The following is a 23,617-nucleotide window of genomic DNA, read 5'->3' as shown; positions in this document are numbered from 1 at the left end:
GGCAAGGATTTTCTCTGCCGGCACCGTCAACGGGCCGGCGTCAGACGGCGTTACGGAGTCGATCAACTGCGGGGTGGATAAGCTGAAATTCAAAATATGGCTTTGGTACTTGCAAACACCGAGTGGGTTGAAAGAGCAACGACTTTGGCCTGTCAGGGTCCGGTGCATCAAGTTTGCAAAAGATTCTGCTGGAAATCTTGGAAGTTCTTGAGACGGTTTTAGAGTGAACGTTTGCCACTTCTTGGCTTTAGTGTTTTCTTGAGCGGGTTCTTGAGTATAGGTCTGGAGCATTCTTTTTAAACCATCCAAAGCATGCCCCCAGATGTGCCCCCCACTGTAGCAATCCACTGAAAGTAAATGGAACTCCATGATTTGTTGAAAGGCAGAAATGATCAGCCGAACAGCCTGCCAGACGAAACCTAAAGACTATCCGGATCCCCAAAAAACATCTGAATCCGCGACCTCAACCAACGCTCCCCCGGATCATTATCCTGCGCGCCGCGCCAGGCCATGTGCAGTTCGAACGTTCGGGTTTCAATCGGCAGGTCTTCAGAGCGAACGCCACCCGCAGCGGTCAGGACCTGCGCCGCATAATCGGGCACGGTGGCGATGATGTCGGTGCCGGTGAGCAGGGTGGCCAAGCCGTTGAACTGTGGTACGGCGAGGACGACGTGGCGTTTGCGGTCGAGTTTCTCAAGGTGTTCGTCGATGAAGCCGCTCAGGTCGCCGGCGAAGGAGACCAGTGCGTGGGGGCGGGCGCAGAAGTCGTCGAGGCTCAACGGGCCGGGGATCGAGTCGGCGCGCAACAACTGCGGCTTGCTCCTGCGCAAGACCTTGCGCTTGGCGTTGGCGGGAAGGTCCTGGGTGTAGCTGACGCCGACCGAAATCTCTCCGGAGGCGAGCAGGGGCGGCATTAGGATGTAATTGACTCGCCTGACCACCAGCACAATGCCCGGCGCTTCGGAGCGCAGGCGCTTGAGCAGAGTGGGCAGCAGCGCGAACTCGACGTCATCGGACAGGCCGATGCGGAAGACCGAGGTGCTGGTCGCCGGGTCGAACTCCGAGGCACGGCTGACCGCTGTAGAGATGGAGTCGAGCGCCGGGGAGAGCAGGGCGAATATCTCCGTAGCTCGGGCGGTGGGCTCCATGCTGCGCCCGGTGCGTACGAACAGCGGGTCATCGAACAGGCCACGCAGCCGCGACAGCGCGGCGCTGATTGCCGGCTGACCGAGAAACAGCTTTTCCGCCGCACGCGTGACACTGCGCTCATGCATCAGGGTCTCGAAAACGATGAGCAGATTGAGGTCGACGCGACGCAGGTCGTTGCGATTCATGCGGAATATCTCGGGCCATTTGTCGGTTGAGGACGTGAGCAGGGTGCGATAGTACGAGCAAATGCGGGTCGGGGGCAGCGAAAATTACTGGCAGGGTTACGGAATGTCCACACGGCTTGCAATGTTTCGTCGACATGCGAACAATGGCGGCCATTACGCGCATCGACGCCCAGACGCTGTCTGGCTGCGCCGTGTAGCGCACAGGACACAATCGATGACAGGCATGTCGACTATTAATAGCCACCGATGGTGTTGCCGGCAATGCCCGGATAAAGTTTGTGGCATCAAGGTTCACCAGGCGAGGTTCTAAATGTCCCGCACGATCCGTTTTCACCAGTTTGGCCCGGCCGAGGTGCTCAAAGTCGAAGAGCATCCTGTCGCGTCGCCTGTCACCGGCGAGGTGCAGGTGCGTGTTCAGGCCATCGGTGTCAGCTGGTACGACGTTCTTTGGCGGCAAAATCTCGCGTCTACCCATGCCCGGCTGCCTGCCGGTCTGGGTTATGAGATGGCTGGCGTGGTTACCGCGCTGGGCGACGGTGTGGATGATCTGCAAGTGGGCGACAAGGTCGCCAGTTTTCCTGCGGCCGATGCCAATCAGCACCCGGTCTACGGCGAATCCATCGTCATGCCGCGCCGCGCATTGACCCGCTACCCCGACGTACTGACGCCGGTTGAAGCCAGTGTGCATTACACGCCTTATCTGGTGGCGTACTTCGCCTATGTCGATCTGGCGCGTATCAAGTCCGGGCAGACCGTGCTGGTCACCGATGCCAGCCACTGCTCCGGCCCTGCATTCGTGCAGTTGGGCAAGGCGCTTGGGGCTCGGGTCATCGCCGCGACCAAGACCGAAGACGCCCGTGAGTACCTGCTGTCACTGGGGGCCGACAAGGTGGTGGTCACCGAAGAACAGGACTTGTTGATGGCGATCAACAAGTACACCGACAACCGTGGTGTCGATGCCGTCTTTGATGGCCTTGGCGGTCCGCAGATGTCGATCATGGGCGATGTGCTTGCGCCACGTGGCAGTCTGGTGCTGTATGGCCTGCAAGGCGGTAATCAGACGCCGTTCCCGGCCTGTGCCGCGTTCCAGAAGAACATCCAGTTCTACGTGCATTGCCTGGGCAATTTCACCGGCAAGCCCGAGTTGGGCATTACTCAGGATCAAGAAGCGTTGCAGCGTGCCTTGCAGGACATCAACCAGATGACTCGCGACAAGGTACTGATGCCATTGCAGACGCGCAGCTTTCCGTTCGAGCAGGTGGTGCAGGCGCACCGTTACATGGATGTCTGCCCGATTGGCGGGCGTGCGGTGCTGGAAGTCGAGGCGCTCTGATTCATCACCCCCTGGTCAGCGCTCGTTATTGAAAAGCCTTCCGAACGGAAGGCTTTTTGCATTCCATATTGCAAAAGAGACGTCAGGCATTAAACGACTTCGAATAACGCACACTGCCAGTGTGCCGAGAAGTGCATAACCTTGAATGGAGGGTAAAAATAAAATCGACACCAGGGTCGGCAGGCTTGTTTATTTGAGTGTATGAGTTCTGTCAGTGAAGGCGACATGATAAATATCATTTCCTACGCGTCAGAATGAAATATTAACAGCAGTGGGTGCCCGGCAGCTTGTGGTAACGCCTGAGCGGCCTGGCTGCTGGGGTTGCAGGCTGTGAAGTTCAAAGGAAATCGCTTGTCGCCTGCGTTCAGTGGCACCATTAAACAGTGTGTTTAATCAGTTGAAAGTGCGCGCGGGACTGCACTGTTTTCCAACGCAAACTGTCTATTGTAATTGTTTCAGAGATACTGATAATGCGTCGGTAATTACCACTCAGGGAATGAGTCATGCTCGACTATAAATTGGGTTGTCAGCTTGATGTTCAATGTTCTGTCTGCACCGTGCCGTGTCTTGAGCGACAGGCAGGTGACACACAATGAGTTCCATTCACGAACAGGCAATGAATTATGTCTACCAGCAAGTATTGCAACGCTTGTTGGGGTATTTCTCGCGTGCAGAACGCACCGCGCTGCAATTGTTGATTCAGCGCCTGATTGTTGCGGCTGGCGGCATTGAGCGGATTTCCGGCTTCAAGGTGCTGGTGGCTTTCGGCGGTGGCAAGGACAGTGCCTACACGCTGGCCTTTCTGCGCGCTGCCCAATTGAGTATCGCCTGCCGCTCGCCCGCCACGTTCAACCTGCGGGTTGCCAATCGGCGCCACGCGGGCATGACCCCTGCGGTGATGGATAACATCAACCGCACCTATTCAGCGTTGTTTCTGTACGACGACCCGCGTGTCGAGATGCTGGTGATCGACAATCAGTACACCCAGGCCTTCGAGCCGGACCTGCCTTTTTCCAGTGCAGGGCGTGAGCAGAATCGGCTGGACATGCTGCTGGGTGGACACCTGTCCGCAGGCGACGCCCGCACCACGTTTTGCAACACCTGTTACCTCGGGCTGGCGGAGTTTCTGGGGCGCGCCCTGAGCTGGGGCAACGGCGTCGATGCGGTGGTCAGCGGCGACTCGCGCAGAGAGCAGCGTCAGTACGCGACCTGGATCATGCGCCTGGCTCAGCGTACCGGGCAATACTCGGGCAGTTGGGGCAAGCAGACGCTGGCCAGCGTGCTCAAGGTCATCGATACGATTGGCCAGGCCTACTATCAGGAGCTGTACGGGGAGGGCAATGACAGCGCGCCGGCAAGCCGAGCCACGGCGCTGCTTGAAAAAAGCCCCTCGCCCGCGTTCATCACCATTGCCGATCTGGTCAGTTGCAAGGCGGACGAGCACTGGAACCTGCTGACCGAATTCCTCGATTTCCGTTTCGATGATCTATCGTTCGGCTTCAGTGAGTCCGATTGCGCCAACCCTTTGTTGATGGCCCACATGCGTGGCCTCACGGCGCAGTATCTGCAAGCGCGCACTTATGCCGACGGAATAGCCGAATACCTTGAACTGGCAACGACACTGATGCGCAGAAAGCAGATGCCGCCGCAATTGATCGATCAGACGCTCAGCGCCTACGCCGGTCGAGCGCGCATCGAGGCGCGTCGCGAGCTGGCATCAAGCTTCGCCCAGGAAGGCTTCGGCCTGAACGAGACTCAACTGGTCTGCATGCTGTTTTCGCCGTTCGTTGATCATGGCTATGGCCTGGAGTCGTTTCTGCGCAGTTGCCACCCCGGGATGCTGGTGGCGTTGCCGGATCTGCACAAGGCGCTGTCGGGTTCGACGGCGCCGGATCAAGTCATGCAGTGGCTGATGGATATCAGCGGTTTGAGCCTCAAGTCATTGCACAGTCTCTACGGCAAGCAGCGGGTGAACTTCGACGACCCGCAGTCAATCATCGCCAGAATCCGCGCTGCCGATCCCGACAAGCGCCGGATCATGACCGTCGACCCGGTGACGGGGCAGGCAGTGGCCGAGATGCTCTCGGGACGCTGATCCGGTTGTGAAGCATGGCGGCTGCCATGTAGCGATGTTCTGAAGCCTGTTCTGGTTGAGCGGCGGGTACCTGCATGAAAAACAACACGGATTTCGCCTATCAGGCGGTCTACCGCTATCTGGTGCGACTGGTTGACCAGGAGCAGGGCGAGCTGGCGCTGAAAATGCCGTCACTGCGTCAGTTGGCCCGGCGACTGAACGTATCGATATCCACGGTGCAAAGCGCCTATTCGTTGCTGGAAAAGGAAGGGCGCGTCTGTTCGCAGCCCAAATCGGGTTATTACTCGGTACCGCGCAGCCTGAGCGAGCAGGGCCAGCTATTGCCGGACGCAAACGGCGATCTTTTGCAGGCCCTGTACGACAACGCCCGTCGCCCCGGCATGGCGTTGCTGGGGTGCGATGAACCGGCGCTTCTGCACGCTCACGACAGTCCGCTGCCGGCAATGGAGCGCGAGCTGGGCAGGCATTACCCGCAGCAGCGGGACCCGGTTTTTCAGCCGTTCGGCGAGCCGGAGCTTCGCACGGCGCTGGCTGCCCGTTACACCCGCGATGCAGCGCATTGCTGGCACGCGGACAATGTCTATGTCACTGCGGACCTTCAAGGCGCATTCAAGGCGGTGCTCGGCACACTGGGGTTGCGTGGTGGCACGGTACTGGTGGAATCGCCCTGTGCCTGGTCGTTGCTGCGCCTGCTGCAGTCGTTCGACATCCAGGTTATCGAGCTGCCGCTGGACGATACCGGCTGCCTTGATGCGACCCGGCTCGACGGCCTGTTGCGCGGCCATGACATCGGCCTTGCCGTGTTGCCCTCGCTGCTGAACCCGGTGCGAGGCAGCGTGCGTCCGCAGGACAACAGCCAGGCTGTCGCCGAAGTGCTCAATCGTCATCAGGTCTGGGTGCTGGAAAACGACAGTCACGCCGGGCTGCAGTTTGTTGCCGGGCAGGCCCCGTTGCGCGACTGGATCGACCCACAACGGCTGGTAATCGTGGGCGGATTCGAGAAGAGCCTCGGGCCTGAAGCGCCCTACGCTTACCTGCTGTGCAAGAGCCTGGATGCGCGTTGGCAGCAGTATTTCTGTCTGCGAGCATTCGAACTTCCGCCGATTCGTCAAAGGGCCATCGCCAGGTTATGCAGCAGCGGGCGTCTGGACAGGCAACTGATGGCGTTGCGAGAGACGCTGGGCACGCGCATGCAATCGATGACCCAGCAATTGGATGAACAGACCGGCGGGATGCTGCGTTATCAGCTGCCCGAGGGCGGCTGCGGCATGTGGGTCGAGAGTGCATACCCAGTGGACATGCGCCAAGTCTTCGTTGCGTTGCTGGGTCAGTCGATTGTCGTCAGCCCTGGCGAGCTGTTCACATTGCAGAACCGCTACTCGCAACATCTGTGGGTCAGTTATGCCAGTGACTGGACGCGTGAACCCGCCAGGCTGCTGGGCGCGCTGGGAGAGGCGTTGAGCCAGGCGCGTCTGCCATAGGCGTCGACATGCCAGGCCGTCGATCCATTTGTGTTTGCCAGACGTGTTTCAAGGTTGTTAACTGGACGCCTGTCCAGTATTCACAACCAACGGCTCCCCAGCGCAGTGACCCCGAACGCCCCCATAAAAACCGATACCGAGCCTGTCCTCGCCAGCGAGCTGCCTGCGCGTTATGTCGTGGCCGTGAGAGCGTTGTGTGAGTTTACCGCCAAGGTGGGCGACCTCGACCTGCGCTTCACACCGTCGCCCACGGCTCAGGAAGGCATTGCCGGGCATCGAACGGTCGCCACGCGGCGCGGTGCCGATTACCAGGCCGAGCTGTCGTTGAGTGGCGATTATCGCGAGCTGACGGTAAGGGGCAGGGCGGACGGCTATGACGCCAGTCGCAATCAACTGGAAGAAGTGAAGACCTACCGCGGTGAACTCGACGCGATGCCGGCCAACCACCGTCAGTTGCATTGGGCGCAGGTGAAGGTCTATGGCTGGCTGCTTTGCCAGCGCCTGCAGCTTGAGAGCGTGACGCTGGCACTGGTGTATTTCAACATTGTCAGCGAGCAGGAAACCCTGATTCGCGAGCAGTTCAGTGCGGCCACGCTGCAAGCGTTTTTCGAGCGACAGTGCACGATATTCCTCGGCTGGGCGCAGCAGGAACTGGCGCATACGCAAGCGCTGCACACGACGCTTGGCAGCCTGAAATTCCCCCACGCGTCCTTTCGTACCGGGCAGCGGGTGCTGGCTGAGTCGGTCTACAAGGCCGTCAGCACCGGCTGTTGCCTGATGGCTCAGGCGCCGACCGGTATCGGCAAGACGGTGGGTACGCTGTTTCCCTTGCTCAAGGCCGCACCCGGCCAGAAGCTCGATAAGATTTTCTTTCTCACCGCCAAGACACCAGGGCGTCGACTGGCACTGGATGCACTGGAAGTCATCAATCACAGCGCGCCGGAGCTGAAACTGCGGGTCCTTGAGCTGGTGGCACGCGACAAGGCCTGTGAGCATCCGGATAAGGCCTGCAACGGTGATTCCTGTCCGCTGGCCAGCGGCTTTTATGATCGCCTGCCAGCAGCACGCTCGGCGGCGCTGACCTCGCCGTGGCTGAATCAGGCGGGCGTACGCGATGTCGCCTTGCAGCATCAGGTCTGCCCGTATTATCTGAGCCAGGAACTGGCGCGTTGGGCTGACGTAGTGATCGCGGACTACAACTATTACTTTGACCTGAGCGCGCTGCTATTCGGCCTCGGTCAGCTCAATCAGTGGCGCGTTGCGGTGCTGGTCGATGAAGCCCACAACATGGTCGAGCGAGCACGCCAGATGTACAGCGCCAGTCTTGACCAGAGCCAGCTGAAAGCCTTGATTCAGACCGCGCCGGAACCTGTGAAAAAAGCCTTGCAGCGCCTGGATCGACAATGGAATGCGCTGCACAAGGTACAGCCCGGTGCCTATCAGGCGTACTCGGTGGCACCAGAAAAATTCATCGGCAGCCTGAACCAGTGCATCTCGACCATCGGCGATCATTTCAATGAGCACCCGCAGGCAGTGGATGGCACGTTGCAGGGGTTCTACCTGGAAGCCATCGGCTTTGCGCGCATCGCCGAGCTGTTCGATGAACATTTCATTTTCGACATCACCCGGCGCGAGGCGGGCGGCAAGCGCATTCTGTCGCGCCTCAGCCTGCGCAACGTCGTTCCCGCGCGTTTCATCCGCCCGCGGCTGACCGCTGCGCGCAGCACTGTACTGTTTTCCGCGACGCTCAACCCGCGCCACTATTACGCGGACCTGCTGGGGTTGCCGGCCAACACGGCATGGATCGATGTGGAATCGCCGTTTCACCACGATCAGCTCGACGTGCGGATCGTCAGTCGCATTTCCACCCGCTTTACCCATCGTCAGGCTTCGCTGGCGCCGATTGTCGAGCTGATGGCCGGGCAGTTCGACACGCGGCCGGGCAATTACCTGGCGTTCTTCAGCAGTTTCGATTACCTGCAACAGGTCGCCGAGCTGATGGCGCGCACTCACCCGCACATCAGCCTCTGGCAACAGGCACGGGGGATGGGCGAGAGTGAGCGCCACGCATTTCTCGACAGGTTCACCCTGAGCAGTCAGGGCATCGGTTTTGCCGTGCTGGGCGGTGCATTCGGTGAAGGCATCGACTTGCCGGGCGCACGCCTGATCGGCGCGTTCATCGCCACCCTGGGTCTGCCTCAGCTCAATCCGGTCAACGAGCAGTTCAAGCAGCGCATGGCGGCGCTGTTCGGTGCCGGTTACGACTATACCTATCTGTATCCTGGCGTGCAGAAGGTGGTGCAGGCCGCAGGACGGGTAATCCGCAGCCAGAGCGACAGCGGTGTGGTGATGCTCATCGATGACCGTTTTGCCGAGCACAAGGTGAAGCAGTTGTTTCCTGCGTGGTGGCGGCCCGAAACGTCAATGGCCTGAGGGCGGTTGCCGTTTTGGCAATAGAGCTGAAACAGAGGCAGATGCTGGGGATCAATACTCAAGCGGCGCTGTCGAACTGCCAGTAAACTGCGGCATCGCCAGCTTGGTAGCTGAAGCAAGTCTTTATTTTTTCTCCGTATTTCATTTCTTCGTGGAGGTTGTATGAGTCTCAGTCCTTTCGCCGGCAAGCTGGCACCTGCGCAGTTACTGGTCGATATTCCGAGACTGGTCACGGCTTACTACACCGGCCAGCCCGATGCATCGGTGCCCACGCAACGTGTTGCGTTCGGCACTTCCGGGCACCGTGGCACATCGTTTGAGCTGGGTTTCAACGAATGGCACGTGCTGGCTATCAGTCAGGCGATCTGCCTGTACCGTAAGGCCAACGGCATCGACGGCCCCTTGTTTCTGGGTGCCGATACCCACGCGCTATCCACCCCGGCTGCCGCCACCGCGCTTGAAGTGCTGGCCGCCAATGGCGTGCAGGTAATGATTTCGCAAGGTGACGAATACACCCCGACGCCTGCGGTTTCCCACGCGATCATCTGCTACAACCGCGGTCGTACTTCGGGGCTGGCGGACGGTATCGTCATTACGCCTTCGCACAACCCGCCGCAAAGCGGTGGCTTCAAATACAACCCGCCCAATGGCGGTCCGGCCGACAGTGATGTCACCAAGTGGATCGAGAACAAGGCCAACGAACTGCTGGCCGAGAAAGTCACTGGCGTTTCACGCATCAGCCATGAAAAAGCGCTGCGTGCCGATACCACGCACCGCCATGATTACCTCAATACCTACGTGGCCGATCTGAAGAACGTGATCGACATGGACGCCATCCGCAACTCGGGTCTGCGTCTTGGTGTCGATCCGCTGGGCGGGGCCGGGGTGAGCTACTGGTCGGCGATTGGCGAGCATTACGGCCTGAATCTGGATGTGGTCAATAAATTTGTCGACCCTACGTTCCGTTTCATGACCGTCGACTGGGATGGCCAGATTCGCATGGACCCGTCTTCCAGCCACGCCATGCAAAGCCTGATCGGTCTCAAGGACCGTTATCAGGTCGCCTTTGCCTGCGACCCGGATCACGACCGCCACGGCATTGTGACCCCGACCGGCGGACTGATGACGCCCAACAGCTACCTTGCCGTGTCCATCGACTATCTGTTTCAGAACCGTCCTGAATGGCGTGCCGATGCAGCGGTCGGCAAGACCGTGGTCAGCAGCGGCATGATCGATCGTGTGGCCAAGCGCCTGGGCCGTCGCCTGTATGAAGTGCCAGTCGGCTTCAAATACTTCGCTCAGGGTCTGTTCGAGGGCTCGCTGGGTTTTGGCGGCGAAGAAAGTGCCGGCGCCTCGTTCCTGCGTCGCGACGGTACGGTCTGGACCACTGACAAGGACGGTCTGATTCCGGCCTTGCTGGCTGCGGAAATGACCGCGCGCACCGGTCGCGATCCAAGCCAGATCTACAAGACCATGACTGAAGAACTGGGCGAGCCGTTCTCGACCCGCGTCGACGCCAAGGCCAATCCGCAGCAGAAGGCACTGCTGAGCAAGCTGTCGCCGGAGCAGGTGACTTCCACTGAGCTGGCGGGTGAGCCTATTCAGCAGGTTCTGAGCAATGCACCGGGCAACGATCAGGCATTCGGTGGCGTCAAGGTGATGACCGAAAATGGCTGGTTTGCAGCGCGCCCTTCGGGCACTGAGGACATCTACAAGATCTACGCCGAGAGTTTTGTCAGCGAAGATCACCTCAAGCGCCTGGTGGCAGAAGCTCAAGTGCTGGTAGACGGCGCCATTTCGCCGAACTGATCACCGCGCTGGTCAATGCCCGAAAAACCTCGAACCGCGCTCGGCTCGGGGTTTTTCAGCTTTTGACCTGTGCTTCAGTCGCGATAGAACACCTGCACCAGGTGATAACCGAACTTGCTTTTGATCGGCCCGTGCACGACGCGTAGCGGCTTCTTGAAGATCACCTGATCGATGGCGCCGACCATTTGCCCAGGCCTGACTTCGCCCAGATCGCCGCCACGTTTGCCGGACGGGCAGCTAGAATGCTTTTTAGCCAGCACGTCAAACGCCTCGCCCTTGGCAATGCGCAGCTTGAGCTGTTCGGCCTCTTCGGCGGTCTTCACCAGAATATGGCGGGCTTGGGCTTTCATGTCGCAATATCACCTGCTGCAAAAGGCTGCCATTATGCCTGCTCTTGCTGAGCGACGCCCGCGGGTCACGCGTGCCGTCCTGACGGCCGTGGTCTTTTTACTTCATTTTGTACGGTATTGATTATGGATTTTCCGGCGCTGTTGAAGATTCTGGCCAGTCAGGACGGATCGGACCTGTACCTCTCCACCGGAGCGCCGCCGTGCGCCAAGTTCAACGGTGTACTCAAGCCTCTGGGCAGCGAAACCTTCAAGCCGGGGGAGGTCGCAGTCATTGCCCAGGGTCTGATGGACGAGGAGCAGAAGCTCGAGTTTCAGCGCGAGCTGGAGATGAACCTCGCCGTTTCGATGGCGGGCATCGGCCGGTTCCGGATCAATATCTTCATGCAGCGCAACGAGGTGTCCATCGTCGCGCGAAATATCAAGCTGGACATCCCGCGTTTCGAAGACCTGTTCCTGCCGCCCGTACTGCTCGACGTGATCATGGAAAAGCGCGGTCTGGTGCTGTTTGTCGGGGCCACAGGTTCCGGCAAATCGACCTCGTTGGCGGCATTGATCGACTACCGTAACCGTAATGCCAGCGGCCATATCATCACCATTGAAGACCCGGTGGAGTTCATCCATCGCCACAAGAAGTCGATCGTCAACCAGCGCGAAGTGGGGGTCGATACCCGCAGCTTTCACGCAGCACTGAAAAACACCCTGCGTCAGGCACCTGATGTGATTCTGATCGGCGAGATTCGTGATCGCGAAACCATGGAGCATGCGCTGGCGTTTGCCGATACCGGCCATCTGGCAATTTCGACCCTGCATGCCAACAACGCCAATCAGGCGCTGGACCGGATCATCAATTTCTTCCCGGAAGAGCGTCGTGGGCAGTTGCTGCATGACCTGGGCAACAACCTCAAGGCATTCGTTTCTCAGCGACTGGTCAGAACCCCGGATGGCAAGCGTCGCGCAGCGGTGGAAGTGATGATGGGCACGCCGACCATTCGCGACCTGATCCAGCGCAATGAACTGACCGAGCTCAAGGGCATCATGGAGAAGTCCGGCAGCCTCGGTATGCAGACGTTCGACTCGGCGCTGTTCAATCTGGCCGTCGAAGGTGCGATCAGCGAAGAGGAGGCCCTCAAGAATGCCGACTCGCAAAACAACGTGCGCCTGCGCCTCAAACTGCACAGTGAAGGCGGCGCCGGGACTCTGACTACACCGCCGCCGGCTCCGACCGGCAGCAGCACGGCAAGCACCGCCGAGTGGGGGCTGGTCGATGATGACGCGCCGGGTCCGCAGGCTTAACTCGGTGACGCTCCGCCCGTCCGCTAACTGTCGGGAAACGCCAGCACAGCCGAGGCACGCGGTACATCAGGTAAAACCGATGTCGCAGACTTTAGGGCCGCTTCGCAGCCCATCGCGGCCGTCGTAACCTCCTGAAGCTCCTACGCCCTCCGGGCAGAAGCTTCGTTGTGGGCCAGATCATTGCGGATGCGCCGCCGCCAGCAATTCCTGGGTGTAGGGATGTTGTGGCGCATCGAAGACATCATGGCTGGCGCCGCGCTCGACGACTTTGCCATCCTTGACCACTATCACGTCGTGGGCGAGGGCTTTTACCACTGCCAGGTCATGGCTGATGAACAGGTACGTCAGGCCATGTTTTTCCTGAAGTTCGCGCAACAGCGCAACCACCTGTTTCTGCACGGTACGGTCCAGCGCCGATGTCGGCTCATCGAGCAGAATCAGTGCCGGTTTCAGCACCAGCGCCCGGGCAATGGCGATGCGCTGACGCTGGCCACCGGAAAACTCATGGGGGTAGCGATGCCGGCTCTGCGGATCAATGCCGACTTCTTCCAGCGCCCGAATGACCTCTGCGTCGCATTTCGCAGGGTTGTACTGGCTGTGTACCTCCAGTCCTTCGCTGATGATCTGCGCCACTGACATACGCGGGCTGAGGCTGCCGTAAGGGTCCTGAAAGACCACTTGCATCTCTTTACGCCACGGGCGCATCTGTTTCTGACTCAGGCCGTCCAGCGCCTGTCCGCGAAAGCGGATACTGCCGCGAGACTCCAGCAGGCGCAGGATCGCCTGGCCCAGTGTCGACTTGCCGGAGCCCGACTCACCGACGATACCGAGGGTCTTGCCGCGCTCGATGCTCAGGCTGATGTCATCCACCGCCTTGAGGTATTCCTTGTGCCGCCGCAGGATGCCGCCGGTCAGGGAAAACCAGACCTTCAGGTTGTCGACTTGCAGCACCGTTTCCCGGGTGTCGCGTGGCAGCGGCTCGCCGGCAGGTTCGGCGTCCAGCAGCAGGCGGCTGTAAGGATGCTGAGGTGATTTGAACAGCGACTTGCAATCGGACTGCTCGACGACTTCGCCAGCGCGCATCACGCAGACGCGCTGAGCAACGCTGTGCACCAAGTTCAAGTCATGGCTGATCAACAGCAGCGACATGTTCAGGCGCTGCTGCAGCTCCTTGAGCAGCAGGAGGATCTTGCGTTGCACCGTGACGTCCAGCGCAGTGGTCGGTTCGTCGGCAATCAGCAGCTCCGGTTCGCAAGCCAGTGCCATGGCAATCATCACCCGCTGGCGCTGGCCTCCGGAGAGTTCGTGCGGATAAGCTTTCAGGCGTTTTTCCGGCTGCTGAATGCCCACCAGCTCCAGCAGCTCGACAATGCGCTTCTGCGCTTCACGGCCACTGATGCCGCGATGCAGCAGCAACGTTTCGCCGATCTGTTTGGCCACGCTGTGCAGCGGATTCAGCGAGGTCATCGGTTCCTGAAAAATCATCGCAATCCGGTTGCCACGCAGCTCGCGAAGGGTGCGGTCGTCGGCTCCTACCAGCTGTTGACCCCGGTAGGTGATGCTGCCTGTGGTCAGCGTGCCGCTGCGGGGCAGCAATTGCAGGATCGAATGCGCAGTAACGGACTTGCCGGAACCGGATTCGCCGACCAGTGCCAGGCACTCGCCACGGCGCACATCCAGGCTCAGGTTGCTGACCACTTTCTGCCCGTTGAAGGCGACGCTCAGGTCACGGATTTCGATCAGGTTTTCCGACATGTCAGGACCTCGGGTCGAAGGCATCACGCAGCGCCTCGCCTATGAATACCAGCAGCGTCAGGATCAACGCGAGGGCAAAGAACGCCGTCAGCCCCAGCCAGGGCGCTTGCAGGTTCTGCTTGCCTTGGGCGATCAGTTCGCCCAGCGACGCGCTGCCGGCAGGCATGCCGAAGCCCAGAAAGTCCAGCGCGGTGAGGGTCGATATGGCGCCGGTAAGAATGAACGGCAGGTAGCTCAATGTCGCATTCATCGCGTTGGGCAGGATGTGGCGCATGATCACTTTTCGATCCCCCAGACCGAGCGCCCGAGCGGCCTTGACGTACTCAAGGTTGCGGCCGCGCAGAAACTCGGCGCGCACCACGTCGACCAGGGTCAGCCAGGAAAACAACGCCATGATGCCCAGCAGCCACCAGAAATCGGGTTCGACGAAGCCTGACAGGATGATCAGCAGGTACAGCACCGGCAGGCCCGACCAGACCTCCAGCAAACGCTGCCCGAACAAGTCGACCCAGCCGCCGTAATAGCCCTGCAACGCCCCGGCGCTGATGCCGATCAACGCGCTGATGAAGGTCAGTGCCAGCGCGAACAGGACCGACACCCGGGCGCCGAAGATCACCCGCGCCATGACGTCGCGCGCCTGGTCGTCGGTGCCGAGCCAGTTTTCTGCAGACGGCGGGCTGGGCGCCGGGGTGGTCAGATCATAGTTGGGCGTGTCGTCACTGAACGGGATGGGCGGGAACAGCATCCAGCCGTCCCCTTTGCTGATCAGCGTGCGCACGTAGTCACTGCGGTAATCGGGCTGGAAGGGCAGCTCGCCGCCGAATTGCTGCTCGGTATAACGCCTGAACACCGGAAAATACAGTGAGTGCTGATAGCTGACCAACAGTGGTTTGTCATTGGCGATCAGTTCGCCACCCAGTGTCAGGGCAAACAGTCCGCAGAACAGCCATAGCGACCACCAGCCGCGGCGATTGCTGCGAAAGCGCTCCAGACGACGGCGGGCCAGCGGCGAAAGGCTGCGCATCATGCATTCCTCGCGCTGAAGTCGATTCTGGGGTCGACCAGCGTGTAGCAGATATCGCCGATCAGCTTTATCAGCAGGCCGAACACGGTAAAGATGAACAGCGAACCGAACACCACCGGATAGTCTCGCGACACGGCGGCTTCATAGCTCATGCGGCCCAGGCCATCCAGCGAGAAGATCACCTCGATCAGCAGCGAACCGGCAAAGAACACGCTGATGAACGCCTGCGGAATGCCCGACACCACCAGCAACATGGCATTGCGGAACACATGGCCATACAGCACACGTCGCTCGCTCATGCCCTTGGCGCGTGCCGTGGTCACGTACTGGCGGGTGATTTCGTTGAGAAAGGAGTGTTTGGTCAGCAGGGTCAGCGTGGCAAAACCCCCGATCACCAGCGCCGAAACCGGCAGCGCCAGGTGCCAGAAATAGTCAGCGATCTTGCCGACCGTGGTCAGTTGCTCGAAGTTGTCCGAGACCAGTCCGCGCACCGGAAACCAGTTCAGCGACGTGCCGCCACAGAACACCACCACCAGCAGCATGGCGAACAGGAAGGCTGGCATGGCGTAACCGATGATGATGGCGGTGCTGCTCCAGATATCGAACTGGCTGCCGTGTTTGACTGCTTTGCGAATCCCCAGCGGGATCGACACCAGGTACGTCAGCAATGTCGCCCAGAGCCCCAGCGATATCGACACCGGCATTTTCTGCAGAATGAGGTCGGTCACCGTTGCGCCGCGGAAGAAGCTGCTGCCGAAATCCAGTCGTGCGTAATTCTTCAGCATCAGCCAGAGACGTTCGTGCATTGGTTTGTCGAAACCGTATTGGTGTTCGATCTGCTTGATCAGTGCCGGGTCCAGCCCCCGGGAGGCCTTGGAGTGACCGGCCCCGGCGGACTCGCTGGCACCTGCGCCCACAGTCGCACCGCCAATCCCTTGCAGACGTGCAATGGCCTGTTCCACAGGTCCACCCGGTGCGGCCTGCACGATGAAAAAGTTGACCAGCAGAATGCACAGCAGGGTAGGGATGATCAGCAGCAGGCGACGCAGAATATAACCGAGCATTCACTGCATCTCCGAAACGATGGCTGAAGCGCCGCGTTTTTCAGCGAATTGCTCGTTGGTCAGCGGTGTCGGGCTGATTTCCCACCATGTTTCGATGGCTTCATTATTACTGGCCTGAATTTTCGGGATGCCGAAACGGTTCCACCAGACGGTTGAAGAGCCTGGCGGATAATAGTTGGGAATCCAGTAGTAGTTCCATTGCAGGACCCGGTCCAGGCAGTGTGCATAGTCGGTCATGGTCTGCTTGTTGTCGGCCTTGAGCAGGCCGGCAATCAGCGTGTCGACGGCGGGGTCTTGAAGCGCCATGTAATTGCTCGAGCCAGGATCCATCGCCACCTTTGAGCCAAAACTGCTGTACAGCTCGGCGCCGGGAGAGGTCGAGACCGGGTAGCCGGTGACGATCATGTCGTAGTCGCGGGCCATGACGCGGTTGAGGTATTGCGCGGCATCGATGCGGCGAATGTCGAAGTGGATGCCGATCTGCGCCAGGGTGCGCTTGTAGGGCAGCAGCATTCGCTCGAAACCGTTCTGTGCATTGAGAAAGGTAAAGCTGAAGGGGTCGCCCTGGGCATTCACCAGCTCATCGCCCTTTGGCGTCCAGCCTGCTTCCTTCATGAGCGCCAGCGCTTGCAGTTGCTTGTCGCGAATCAAGCCGGTGCCATCGGTTTTAGGTGTCTCGAACACGCTGTCGAACACCTCATCGGGAACCTTGCCACGCAGTGGCTCGAGGATTTTCAGTTCGGCAGGATTGGGCAGTTCGCTGGCGGCCAGCTCCGAGTTGGAGAAGAAGCTGTTCTGGCGAATGTACATGTTGCGCATCATCTGCCGGTTGGTCCATTCAAAATCCCAGAGCAGCGACAGCGCCTGGCGCACGCGGCGGTTCTGGAACATGGGGCGGCTCAGGTTGAAGACGAAACCCTGCGAGCTTTGCACCGCGCCTCTGGCCAGTTGGGCTTTCTGCAGGCGCCCGTCGCTGAGTGCCGGGCCGTCATAACGGATTGAATAGCCAGTGGCCGAAAACTCGCGGTTGTAATCATAGGCGCCGCCTTTGAGTACCGTACGTGCGACATCGATGTCGCCGAAGTACTCGATGCTGAACCTGTCGAAGTTATACAGGCCTTTGCTGACCGGCAGGTCCTTGCCCCACCAGTCCGGATCGCGCTCGAAGGTGACGGTGCGGCCCGGGTCTACATGGCTGATCCGGTAGGGCCCGCTACCTGGTGGAATTTCAAAGCCGGCACCGCTGGCAAAGTCACGGGTTTTCCACCAGTGCTCGGGGAATACCGGCAGCGAAGCCAGGTCGAGGGGCAGGGTGCGGTTATCGCTGTGCTTGAAGTCGAAGCGGATCTGCGAAGGGGATTCGACCTCCACGCCCTTGACCGCTTCAAACTGGGTCCGGTATTGCAGGTTGCCCTGCGTCATCAGCAGCTCGTAGGTGTACTTCACGTCACTGGCGGTAATCGGCGTGCCGTCTGCGAAACGTGCTTTCGGGTTCAGGTAAAAGCGCAGGGAGAGGCCATCTGCGCCACGCTCCATTTTCTCGGCGACAAGCCCGTAGACAGTGTACGGCTCATCCATCGAGCGCGTGGCCAGGGGGGCGTAGAGCATGCCGTTGATCTGCGAAACGCCCATGCCCTTGTCGGTGAAGGGCATCAGGTGGTCGAACTGACCGATCTCGATGGCCGAGCGTCGCATGCTGCCGCCCTTGGGCGCGTCCGGGTTCACGTAATCGAAGTGCTTGAAATCGGCGGTATAGCGCGCAGCTTCGCCGTAAACGGTCAGGGCGTGTTGCGGGGCTGCGGACAGCGACTGGGCAGCGCCAACGAAGGTCAGCGTCAAGGCGAGCAACGATGAAAAAACAAAACGCATGACTCGAATCCTGACTGACGTTCGCAAGCGAATGCCAGGGTTAAAGGCGACTGGCTGTGCAGCGGTGACAAAAATCATCACAGAGCTCATGACTCTGCATGGCGCTATCTTCTACAGACAAATGGCTGCGTCGCCAAGCCACTGCGCGCATGCCGGGTCACTGTGTCGTTGAAAACAGTACATACAAAAACGGCCCATCCGAAGATGAGCCGTCTGGCACCCGGCGCGGCAGGATCAGTCCTGACGGCTGGTCACTTCCAGCAGGTGATAGCCGAACTGGGTCTTTACCGGACCCTGAACGGTGTTCACCGGAGCGCTGAATACGACAGTGTCGAATTCCTTGACCATCTGGCCTGGACCGAACGAACCCAGGTCACCGCCTTGACGGCTCGACGGGCAGCTGGAATTGGCCTTGGCGATTTCTGCGAAATCAGCGCCGCCTTCGATCTGAGCCTTGAGTTCGTTGCATTTTTCTTCGCTCGAAACAAGGATGTGGCGGGCAGTGGCTTTAGCCATGGGGAATAATCTCCTGTGAAAAAAAAGAAACAGCCTACCGGATTCAGTGCGGTATTTCCCGACAAAGTTCCGTCGCTCTGTTTATCTGTAACGCAGACGGTCAACCGCGCGACGCAGCAGTTGTTCGGTGCCTTCCCAGCCAAGGCAGCCGTCGGTGACCGAAACGCCGTACTGCAGCGTTTCCCCCAATGCCTGGCAGCCGTCGAACAGGTGGCTCTCGATCATCATGCCGATCAGCGAGGTATTGCCTGACAAGCGCTGTTCCAGCACATCCTCGAACACACCTGGCTGACGCAGCGGATCCTTGCCACTGTTGGCGTGGCTGCAATCAACCATGATTCGCGATGCGACATTGTTCTTGCTCAGGCTCGCCTGCACCTTGGCCACATTCTGGCGATCGTAATTGGGGCCGCCGTGACCGCCGCGCAGCACAATGTGCGTATCCGGATTGCCTTGTGTCTCGATAATCGCCGGGTGGCCATGACGGTCCATGCCGAAATGGCGATGCGGATGTGCAGCCGAACGCATCGCGTCGCTGGCCACCGTCACGCCACCGTCAGTACCGTTCTTGAAGCCGACGGCCATGGGCAGGCCGCTGGCCATTTCCCGATGGATCTGCGATTCGGTGGTCCGAGCGCCAATCGCGACCCAACTGAGCAGGTCGTCGAAGTAGCCGGCTGCCATCGGTTGCAGTATCTCGGTGGCGATCGGCAGACCCAGGCCCAGCATGTCCAGCATCAATTGCCGCGACAGCGTCAGGCCCTCGGCCATGTCGTCACTGCCGTCAAGGCGCGGATCGTAAGCCAGACCTTTCCAGCCCACCGTCGTGCGCGGTTTTTCGACGTAGGCGCGCATCACCAGCAGCATCTGATCACTGACTTGCGCGGCGAGGCCGGCCAGTCGTTCAGCGTATTCAAGCGCAGATCGAGGGTCGTGGATCGAGCAGGGGCCGACGATGACCAGCAGTCGTGAGTCTTCGCCTTCAAGGATGGCGCGTACAGCGCGGCGATGGGCGGCAACCTGTTCGGCGAGCGCTGCGTCGAGGGGCAGACGCATCTTCAATTCCAGAGTACCTGGCAGGCGTTTCGAGGCGTGGCTGTTGTCTGCCAGCTTGACGGCGTGGCTGGACAGGTCGGACGGGTTTACGGCAACGGACGAATTCATGTGCTGGCTTCCTGGGCTGGCGGGATGCTCCCGCGCAGACCCTACTGGGGTGTTCGACAAAGGGCTTTTAGAGCCGGGGGGATGTGGTTGCCACCTGGAAGTGACCGAACGGAGGCGGCAGGCTGTCCCGAACGGAGGTGGCTAAATCGCCAGGCAAAATCGATGTCGTTGCGGTAATAAGTGGCGTAGTTCATGTCGTGATCCTCGATGCGATGCAGGTTGATTGTTTACGGCTGTTCTTGAACAGACCGTTGAAAATGCGTGGCCCTGAAAAAACAAAACCCCCGGTCGGGAAGCCGACCGGGGGGTTAGAGAATTCTCTGGTTGGCGTCCCCTTGATGTGGGCGCCGGATGGGTATCAGGCGCGCCAGTGGCTAAACCAATACCCATAATAGGAGTCAACGGATGCGCTCACCGAGGCAGTCTGCACAGCCACGGCACGTGCACGGCAAGCAATGCCGGTAGCAGCGTCGAGTAGCAGTGAAGTGGATTGCAGCATGGTGGGTCTCCGTGGATTGAGCGCAAGCTTACTTCAGGAAAGGAGGCGCCTTCAATTGGAAAATTCAATCAGCGGGATTATCGATTTCTGCGGATTCAGGCAGGTGGATTTTCTGTGGCGACAGCGAACCGCTCAACGGTTGATGGCATGCGGTATCCGGGCGGGCTATTTTGCCCGCAACCCTGTATACCTGAAGTCAGGCAACGGCTTTGGCGTTTTGTCCGGGATGCGTTGTCACCATGTATTAAGTCGCCAGGTAATAACCGGCTACTCTTCACGTGCTTCTTCATGCCGGGTGTCCGTGTTCGGGATCGTCCCGATCTTCATGCCCAGCAATACAGCTACCTTATGCGCTTCACCGCGCCTTCCTTTCTTGCGTCCTGCCAGTACCTGGTAAGTGGTCGCTGGATCAATGCTGTTTTCACGAGCGAACTCCTGAACAGATTTGCCCTGTTGATCCAGCCAGGCCTTGGCTTGTGCGGCGGTGCGTATTCCGGGCATAGTTCAAAACCGTTCAAATCTATTCAATTCCGTGGGATTCTAACATTCGTTAGGATGGCTTCAAAAGGATCATAGGTTCAAATGAGTGGAATCGGTTGCCGGCTGAGAAAAGAAAGAGAGCGCCTGAGGATGTCTCAGCGTACCTTCGGTGAAATAGGGGGGGTCGAGGCTAACGCCCAGGGCAAGTACGAAAACGGTGATCGCGCGCCGAAAGCCGACTACCTGGCGGCGGTTGCGGCCAAAGGCGTCGACGTGCTTTATGTGTTGACGGGGACGCGAACGCCGATGCCGATCGACAATCTCAGTCTCATCGAAGAAAAGATCCTGGGCAGTTATCGGGTGCTGGGCAAGGAAGATCAGGACGCTATCAGGCGCCTGACAACTACCATTGCAGAGCTCTCCGCGCCATCATCGGGGACCGCAAAGCTTCCTTCGGGCAACTGATACAAGACCGGGACGCACACAGCTCTGCCGTTCTATCGGGAATTTGACAGCCCTCCCTGATGCGCTTGCCATCATATTGATGTGAGACGGTGCTCGCAGTGCTAGGTCTGCCTCGTTGTTTTTGTTATGGTGATTGGCATTCGTTATGACCGTTGCGCGAGGTGTCTGCTTGATTAAGGTGCTAGTTGTCGATGACCATGATCTTGTCCGGACAGGCATCACACGCATGCTGGCCGACATTGATGGTCTGCAGGTTGTCGGGCAGGCCGATTCCGGCGAGGAATCCCTGAAAAAAGCGCGCGAGCTCAAGCCCGACGTCGTACTGATGGACGTCAAGATGCCGGGCATCGGCGGGCTGGAAGCGACGCGCAAGATGCTGCGCAGCCACCCTGATATCAAGGTCGTCGCTGTCACCGTCTGTGAAGAAGATCCTTTCCCGACCCGTTTGCTGCAGGCTGGCGCTGCCGGCTACATGACCAAAGGTGCCGGGCTTGCTGAAATGGTCCAGGCCATTCGCCTGGTGTTTGCCGGTCAGCGTTACATCAGCCCGCAGATTGCCCAGCAACTGGCATTGAAGTCGTTTCAGCCGCAGGTCAACAATTCGCCGTTCGACCTGCTGTCCGAGCGCGAGATCCAGATTGCCCTGATGATTGTCGGCTGCCAGAAAGTCCAGACCATCTCGGACAAGCTGTGCCTTTCACCGAAAACTGTTAATACCTACCGATACCGTATCTTTGAAAAGCTCTCGATCAGCAGTGATGTTGAACTGGCTTTGCTCGCTGTACGTCACGGCATGGTTGATGCCAGCGCCTGAACATGACCCAGACATTTGATCCAAGTGCATTTCTCGCGACCTGTAGCGGTCGCCCCGGCGTCTACCGTATGTTCGACGCCGAAGCCACACTGCTTTACGTCGGCAAGGCCAAGAACCTCAAGAAGCGGCTGGCCAGCTACTTCCGCAAGACCGGACACGCGCCCAAGACCGGAGCGCTGGTGTCGCGTATCGCCCAGATTGAAACCACCATCACGGGCAACGAAACCGAAGCGCTGTTACTGGAGCAGACCCTCATCAAGGAGTGGCGGCCCCCGTACAACATTCTCTTGCGTGACGATAAGTCCTATCCCTACGTATTTCTGTCCGATAACGCGTTTCCGCGGCTGAGCATTCATCGTGGCACCAAGAAGGCCAAGGGTCGCTATTTCGGGCCTTACCCGAGTGCGGGCGCGATTCGCGAGAGCCTCAGCCTGCTGCAGAAGACTTTCCAGGTGCGGCAGTGCGAGGACAGCTATTTCAAGAACCGCACGCGTCCTTGCCTGCAATATCAGATCAAACGCTGCAAGGGGCCGTGTGTCGGACTGGTCGAGCCTGAGGTGTATGCCGAAGACGTGCGTCACTCGGTGATGTTCCTCGAAGGGCGCAGCAATGCCCTGAGCGACGAGCTGAACGCCTCTATGGAAAAAGCCGCGATGGCGCTCGATTTCGAACGCGCAGCCGAGTTACGTGACCAGGTCGCCTTGTTGCGTCGCGTCCAGGATCAGCAAAGCATGGACGGCGGCACCGGCGATGTGGATGTGGTCGCCGCGTTCGTCAACCCCGGCGGTGCCTGTGTGCATCTGATCAGCGTGCGCGGCGGGCGAGTTCTGGGCAGCAAGAACTTCTTCCCGCAGGTGGGCATAGAAGAGGAGGTCGGCGAAGTGATGTCGGCATTCCTGGCACAGTATTTCCTCGGCGGCATCGACCGTGAGCTGCCCGGCGAAGTCATCGTCAATGTCATCAACGACGATTTCCCTGCGTTCGTCGACGCCATCGAAGAGCTGCGCGGCGTCGAGATGGTCATCAGTCATCGCGTGCGCGGCACTCGGGCGCGCTGGCAGCAAATGGCGGTCACCAATGCCGAGCAGGCACTGACCGCGCGGCTGGCCAACCGTCAGCATGTTGCGTCGCGGTTCGAGGCGCTGGCCAAAGTGCTGGGTCTCGAAGACCCGCCGATGCGCCTGGAATGCTATGACATCAGCCACTCCAGTGGTGAGGCGACCGTCGCGTCCTGCGTGGTGTTCGGCCCCGAGGGCCCGATCAAGTCCGATTACCGGCGTTTCAATATCGAAGGTGTGACTGCGGGCGACGACTATGCCGCCATGCACCAGGCGTTGACCCGGCGTTACAGCCGCATCAAGGCCGGGGAGGGCAAGTTGCCGGATGTGCTGCTGGTGGACGGCGGCAAGGGGCAGATGTCCATGGCGCGCGACGTGCTCAATGAATTACAGGTGCCTGACCTCATCCTGCTCGGTGTTGCCAAGGGCACCACGCGCAAGGCTGGTTTCGAGACCTTGTACCTGAACGACTCAGCACATGAATTCACGCTGCCCGGCGACTCGCCGGCCCTGCACCTTATCCAGCAGATTCGCGACGAGGCGCACCGTTTCGCAATCACCGGCCACCGTGCCCGCCGGGGCAAGACCCGGCGCACATCGACCCTTGAGGGCGTGGCGGGTGTCGGGCCGACCCGGCGTCGTGACCTGCTCAAACATTTCGGCGGATTACAGGAATTGTCCCGTGCCAGCATCGATGAAATAGCAAAAGCACCCGGAATCAGTAAAAAGCTGGCAGAGTCGATTTATGCAAACCTGCACAGCGAGTAGAATGCCCGCTCAC

General features: G+C 59.6%; 18 protein-coding genes. 9 read left to right on the top strand and 9 right to left on the bottom strand.

All coding sequences use genetic code 11. From position 1 onward, the window contains the following. Positions 1 to 419: 419 nt before the first annotated feature. Positions 420 to 1,334, bottom strand: a complete 915-nt coding sequence (locus tag BLR20_RS05275; RefSeq protein ID WP_003347707.1) for a LysR family transcriptional regulator — start codon at positions 1,332 to 1,334, stop codon at positions 420 to 422. A gap of 310 nt (positions 1,335 to 1,644) precedes the next feature. Between BLR20_RS05275 and BLR20_RS05270 the strand changes: the two genes are divergently transcribed. From BLR20_RS05270 to pgm, 5 genes are all read left to right on the top strand, one after another. After that, positions 1,645 to 2,667, top strand: a complete 1,023-nt coding sequence (locus tag BLR20_RS05270) for a zinc-dependent alcohol dehydrogenase family protein (protein WP_010440539.1) — start codon at positions 1,645 to 1,647, stop codon at positions 2,665 to 2,667. Between the two features lie 592 nt (positions 2,668 to 3,259). Beyond that, positions 3,260 to 4,762, top strand: a complete 1,503-nt coding sequence (locus BLR20_RS05265; protein WP_032612783.1) for a hypothetical protein — start codon at positions 3,260 to 3,262, stop codon at positions 4,760 to 4,762. Positions 4,763 to 4,836: 74 nt separating this feature from the next. Continuing rightward, a complete protein-coding gene (locus BLR20_RS05260; RefSeq protein ID WP_054993898.1) occupies positions 4,837 to 6,243 on the top strand; it encodes an aminotransferase-like domain-containing protein in 1,407 nt (468 codons plus the stop codon). Between the two features lie 105 nt (positions 6,244 to 6,348). Next, on the top strand, positions 6,349 to 8,676 hold the full coding sequence (locus BLR20_RS05255; protein ID WP_054993899.1) for an ATP-dependent DNA helicase: 2,328 nt from the start codon (positions 6,349 to 6,351) through the stop codon (positions 8,674 to 8,676). Positions 8,677 to 8,838: 162 nt separating this feature from the next. Then, the gene (pgm, locus tag BLR20_RS05250) at positions 8,839 to 10,485 is read left to right on the top strand and encodes a phosphoglucomutase (alpha-D-glucose-1,6-bisphosphate-dependent) (protein ID WP_010440527.1); all 1,647 of its coding nucleotides are present in this window, start codon (positions 8,839 to 8,841) and stop codon (positions 10,483 to 10,485) included. A 74-nt stretch (positions 10,486 to 10,559) separates the two neighbouring features. Here the strand turns inward: pgm and BLR20_RS05245 are convergent, their stop codons facing one another. Further along, complete coding sequence (locus BLR20_RS05245) at positions 10,560 to 10,835, bottom strand: peptidylprolyl isomerase (protein ID WP_002553334.1); 276 nt, start codon at positions 10,833 to 10,835, stop codon at positions 10,560 to 10,562. A 123-nt stretch (positions 10,836 to 10,958) separates the two neighbouring features. On the opposite strand from BLR20_RS05245, the gene BLR20_RS05240 reads away from it, so the two are divergent. Further along, positions 10,959 to 12,128 carry a PilT/PilU family type 4a pilus ATPase gene (locus tag BLR20_RS05240; protein WP_010440521.1) on the top strand — a complete coding sequence of 390 codons (1,170 nt, stop codon included), beginning with the start codon at positions 10,959 to 10,961 and terminating at the stop codon, positions 12,126 to 12,128. Positions 12,129 to 12,305: 177 nt separating this feature from the next. Here BLR20_RS05240 and BLR20_RS05235 read toward each other — a convergent pair whose 3' ends face one another. From BLR20_RS05235 to BLR20_RS05205, 7 genes are all read right to left on the bottom strand, one after another. Beyond that, positions 12,306 to 13,883, bottom strand: a complete 1,578-nt coding sequence (locus BLR20_RS05235; protein WP_054993900.1) for an ABC transporter ATP-binding protein — start codon at positions 13,881 to 13,883, stop codon at positions 12,306 to 12,308. 1 nt (position 13,884) lies between these two features. Then, complete coding sequence (locus BLR20_RS05230) at positions 13,885 to 14,907, bottom strand: ABC transporter permease (RefSeq protein ID WP_054993901.1); 1,023 nt, start codon at positions 14,905 to 14,907, stop codon at positions 13,885 to 13,887. Continuing rightward, positions 14,907 to 15,971 carry a microcin C ABC transporter permease YejB gene (locus BLR20_RS05225; RefSeq protein ID WP_054993902.1) on the bottom strand — a complete coding sequence of 355 codons (1,065 nt, stop codon included), beginning with the start codon at positions 15,969 to 15,971 and terminating at the stop codon, positions 14,907 to 14,909. The genes BLR20_RS05230 and BLR20_RS05225 overlap by 1 nt, the downstream gene beginning before the upstream one ends. After that, the gene (locus BLR20_RS05220; RefSeq protein WP_054993903.1) at positions 15,972 to 17,840 is read right to left on the bottom strand and encodes an extracellular solute-binding protein; all 1,869 of its coding nucleotides are present in this window, start codon (positions 17,838 to 17,840) and stop codon (positions 15,972 to 15,974) included. 234 nt (positions 17,841 to 18,074) lie between these two features. Then, positions 18,075 to 18,356 carry a peptidylprolyl isomerase gene (locus BLR20_RS05215; RefSeq protein ID WP_002553340.1) on the bottom strand — a complete coding sequence of 94 codons (282 nt, stop codon included), beginning with the start codon at positions 18,354 to 18,356 and terminating at the stop codon, positions 18,075 to 18,077. An 81-nt stretch (positions 18,357 to 18,437) separates the two neighbouring features. Further along, positions 18,438 to 19,520: a 3-deoxy-7-phosphoheptulonate synthase gene (locus BLR20_RS05210; protein WP_032612794.1), complete on the bottom strand. Its 1,083-nt coding sequence runs from the start codon at positions 19,518 to 19,520 to the stop codon at positions 18,438 to 18,440. A gap of 766 nt (positions 19,521 to 20,286) precedes the next feature. Continuing rightward, a complete protein-coding gene (locus BLR20_RS05205; protein ID WP_032612796.1) occupies positions 20,287 to 20,520 on the bottom strand; it encodes a DNA-binding protein in 234 nt (77 codons plus the stop codon). A 129-nt stretch (positions 20,521 to 20,649) separates the two neighbouring features. Between BLR20_RS05205 and BLR20_RS05200 the strand changes: the two genes are divergently transcribed. The 3 genes from BLR20_RS05200 to uvrC all read left to right on the top strand — a co-directional run bounded on the left by BLR20_RS05200 (position 20,650) and on the right by uvrC (position 23,604). Beyond that, entirely contained in the window at positions 20,650 to 20,964 is a 315-nt protein-coding gene (locus BLR20_RS05200) for a helix-turn-helix domain-containing protein (protein WP_054993904.1), read from the top strand. 169 nt (positions 20,965 to 21,133) lie between these two features. Beyond that, positions 21,134 to 21,778 carry a response regulator transcription factor GacA gene (gacA, locus tag BLR20_RS05195; RefSeq protein ID WP_002553344.1) on the top strand — a complete coding sequence of 215 codons (645 nt, stop codon included), beginning with the start codon at positions 21,134 to 21,136 and terminating at the stop codon, positions 21,776 to 21,778. A gap of 2 nt (positions 21,779 to 21,780) precedes the next feature. Further along, the gene (gene uvrC / locus BLR20_RS05190; protein WP_010440494.1) at positions 21,781 to 23,604 is read left to right on the top strand and encodes an excinuclease ABC subunit UvrC; all 1,824 of its coding nucleotides are present in this window, start codon (positions 21,781 to 21,783) and stop codon (positions 23,602 to 23,604) included. Positions 23,605 to 23,617 lie beyond the last annotated feature (13 nt).

This window comes from Pseudomonas congelans (genome assembly GCF_900103225.1).
Lineage (GTDB): Bacteria > Pseudomonadota > Gammaproteobacteria > Pseudomonadales > Pseudomonadaceae > Aquipseudomonas > Aquipseudomonas congelans.
This window is presented reverse-complemented; position numbering and strand designations above follow the sequence as displayed.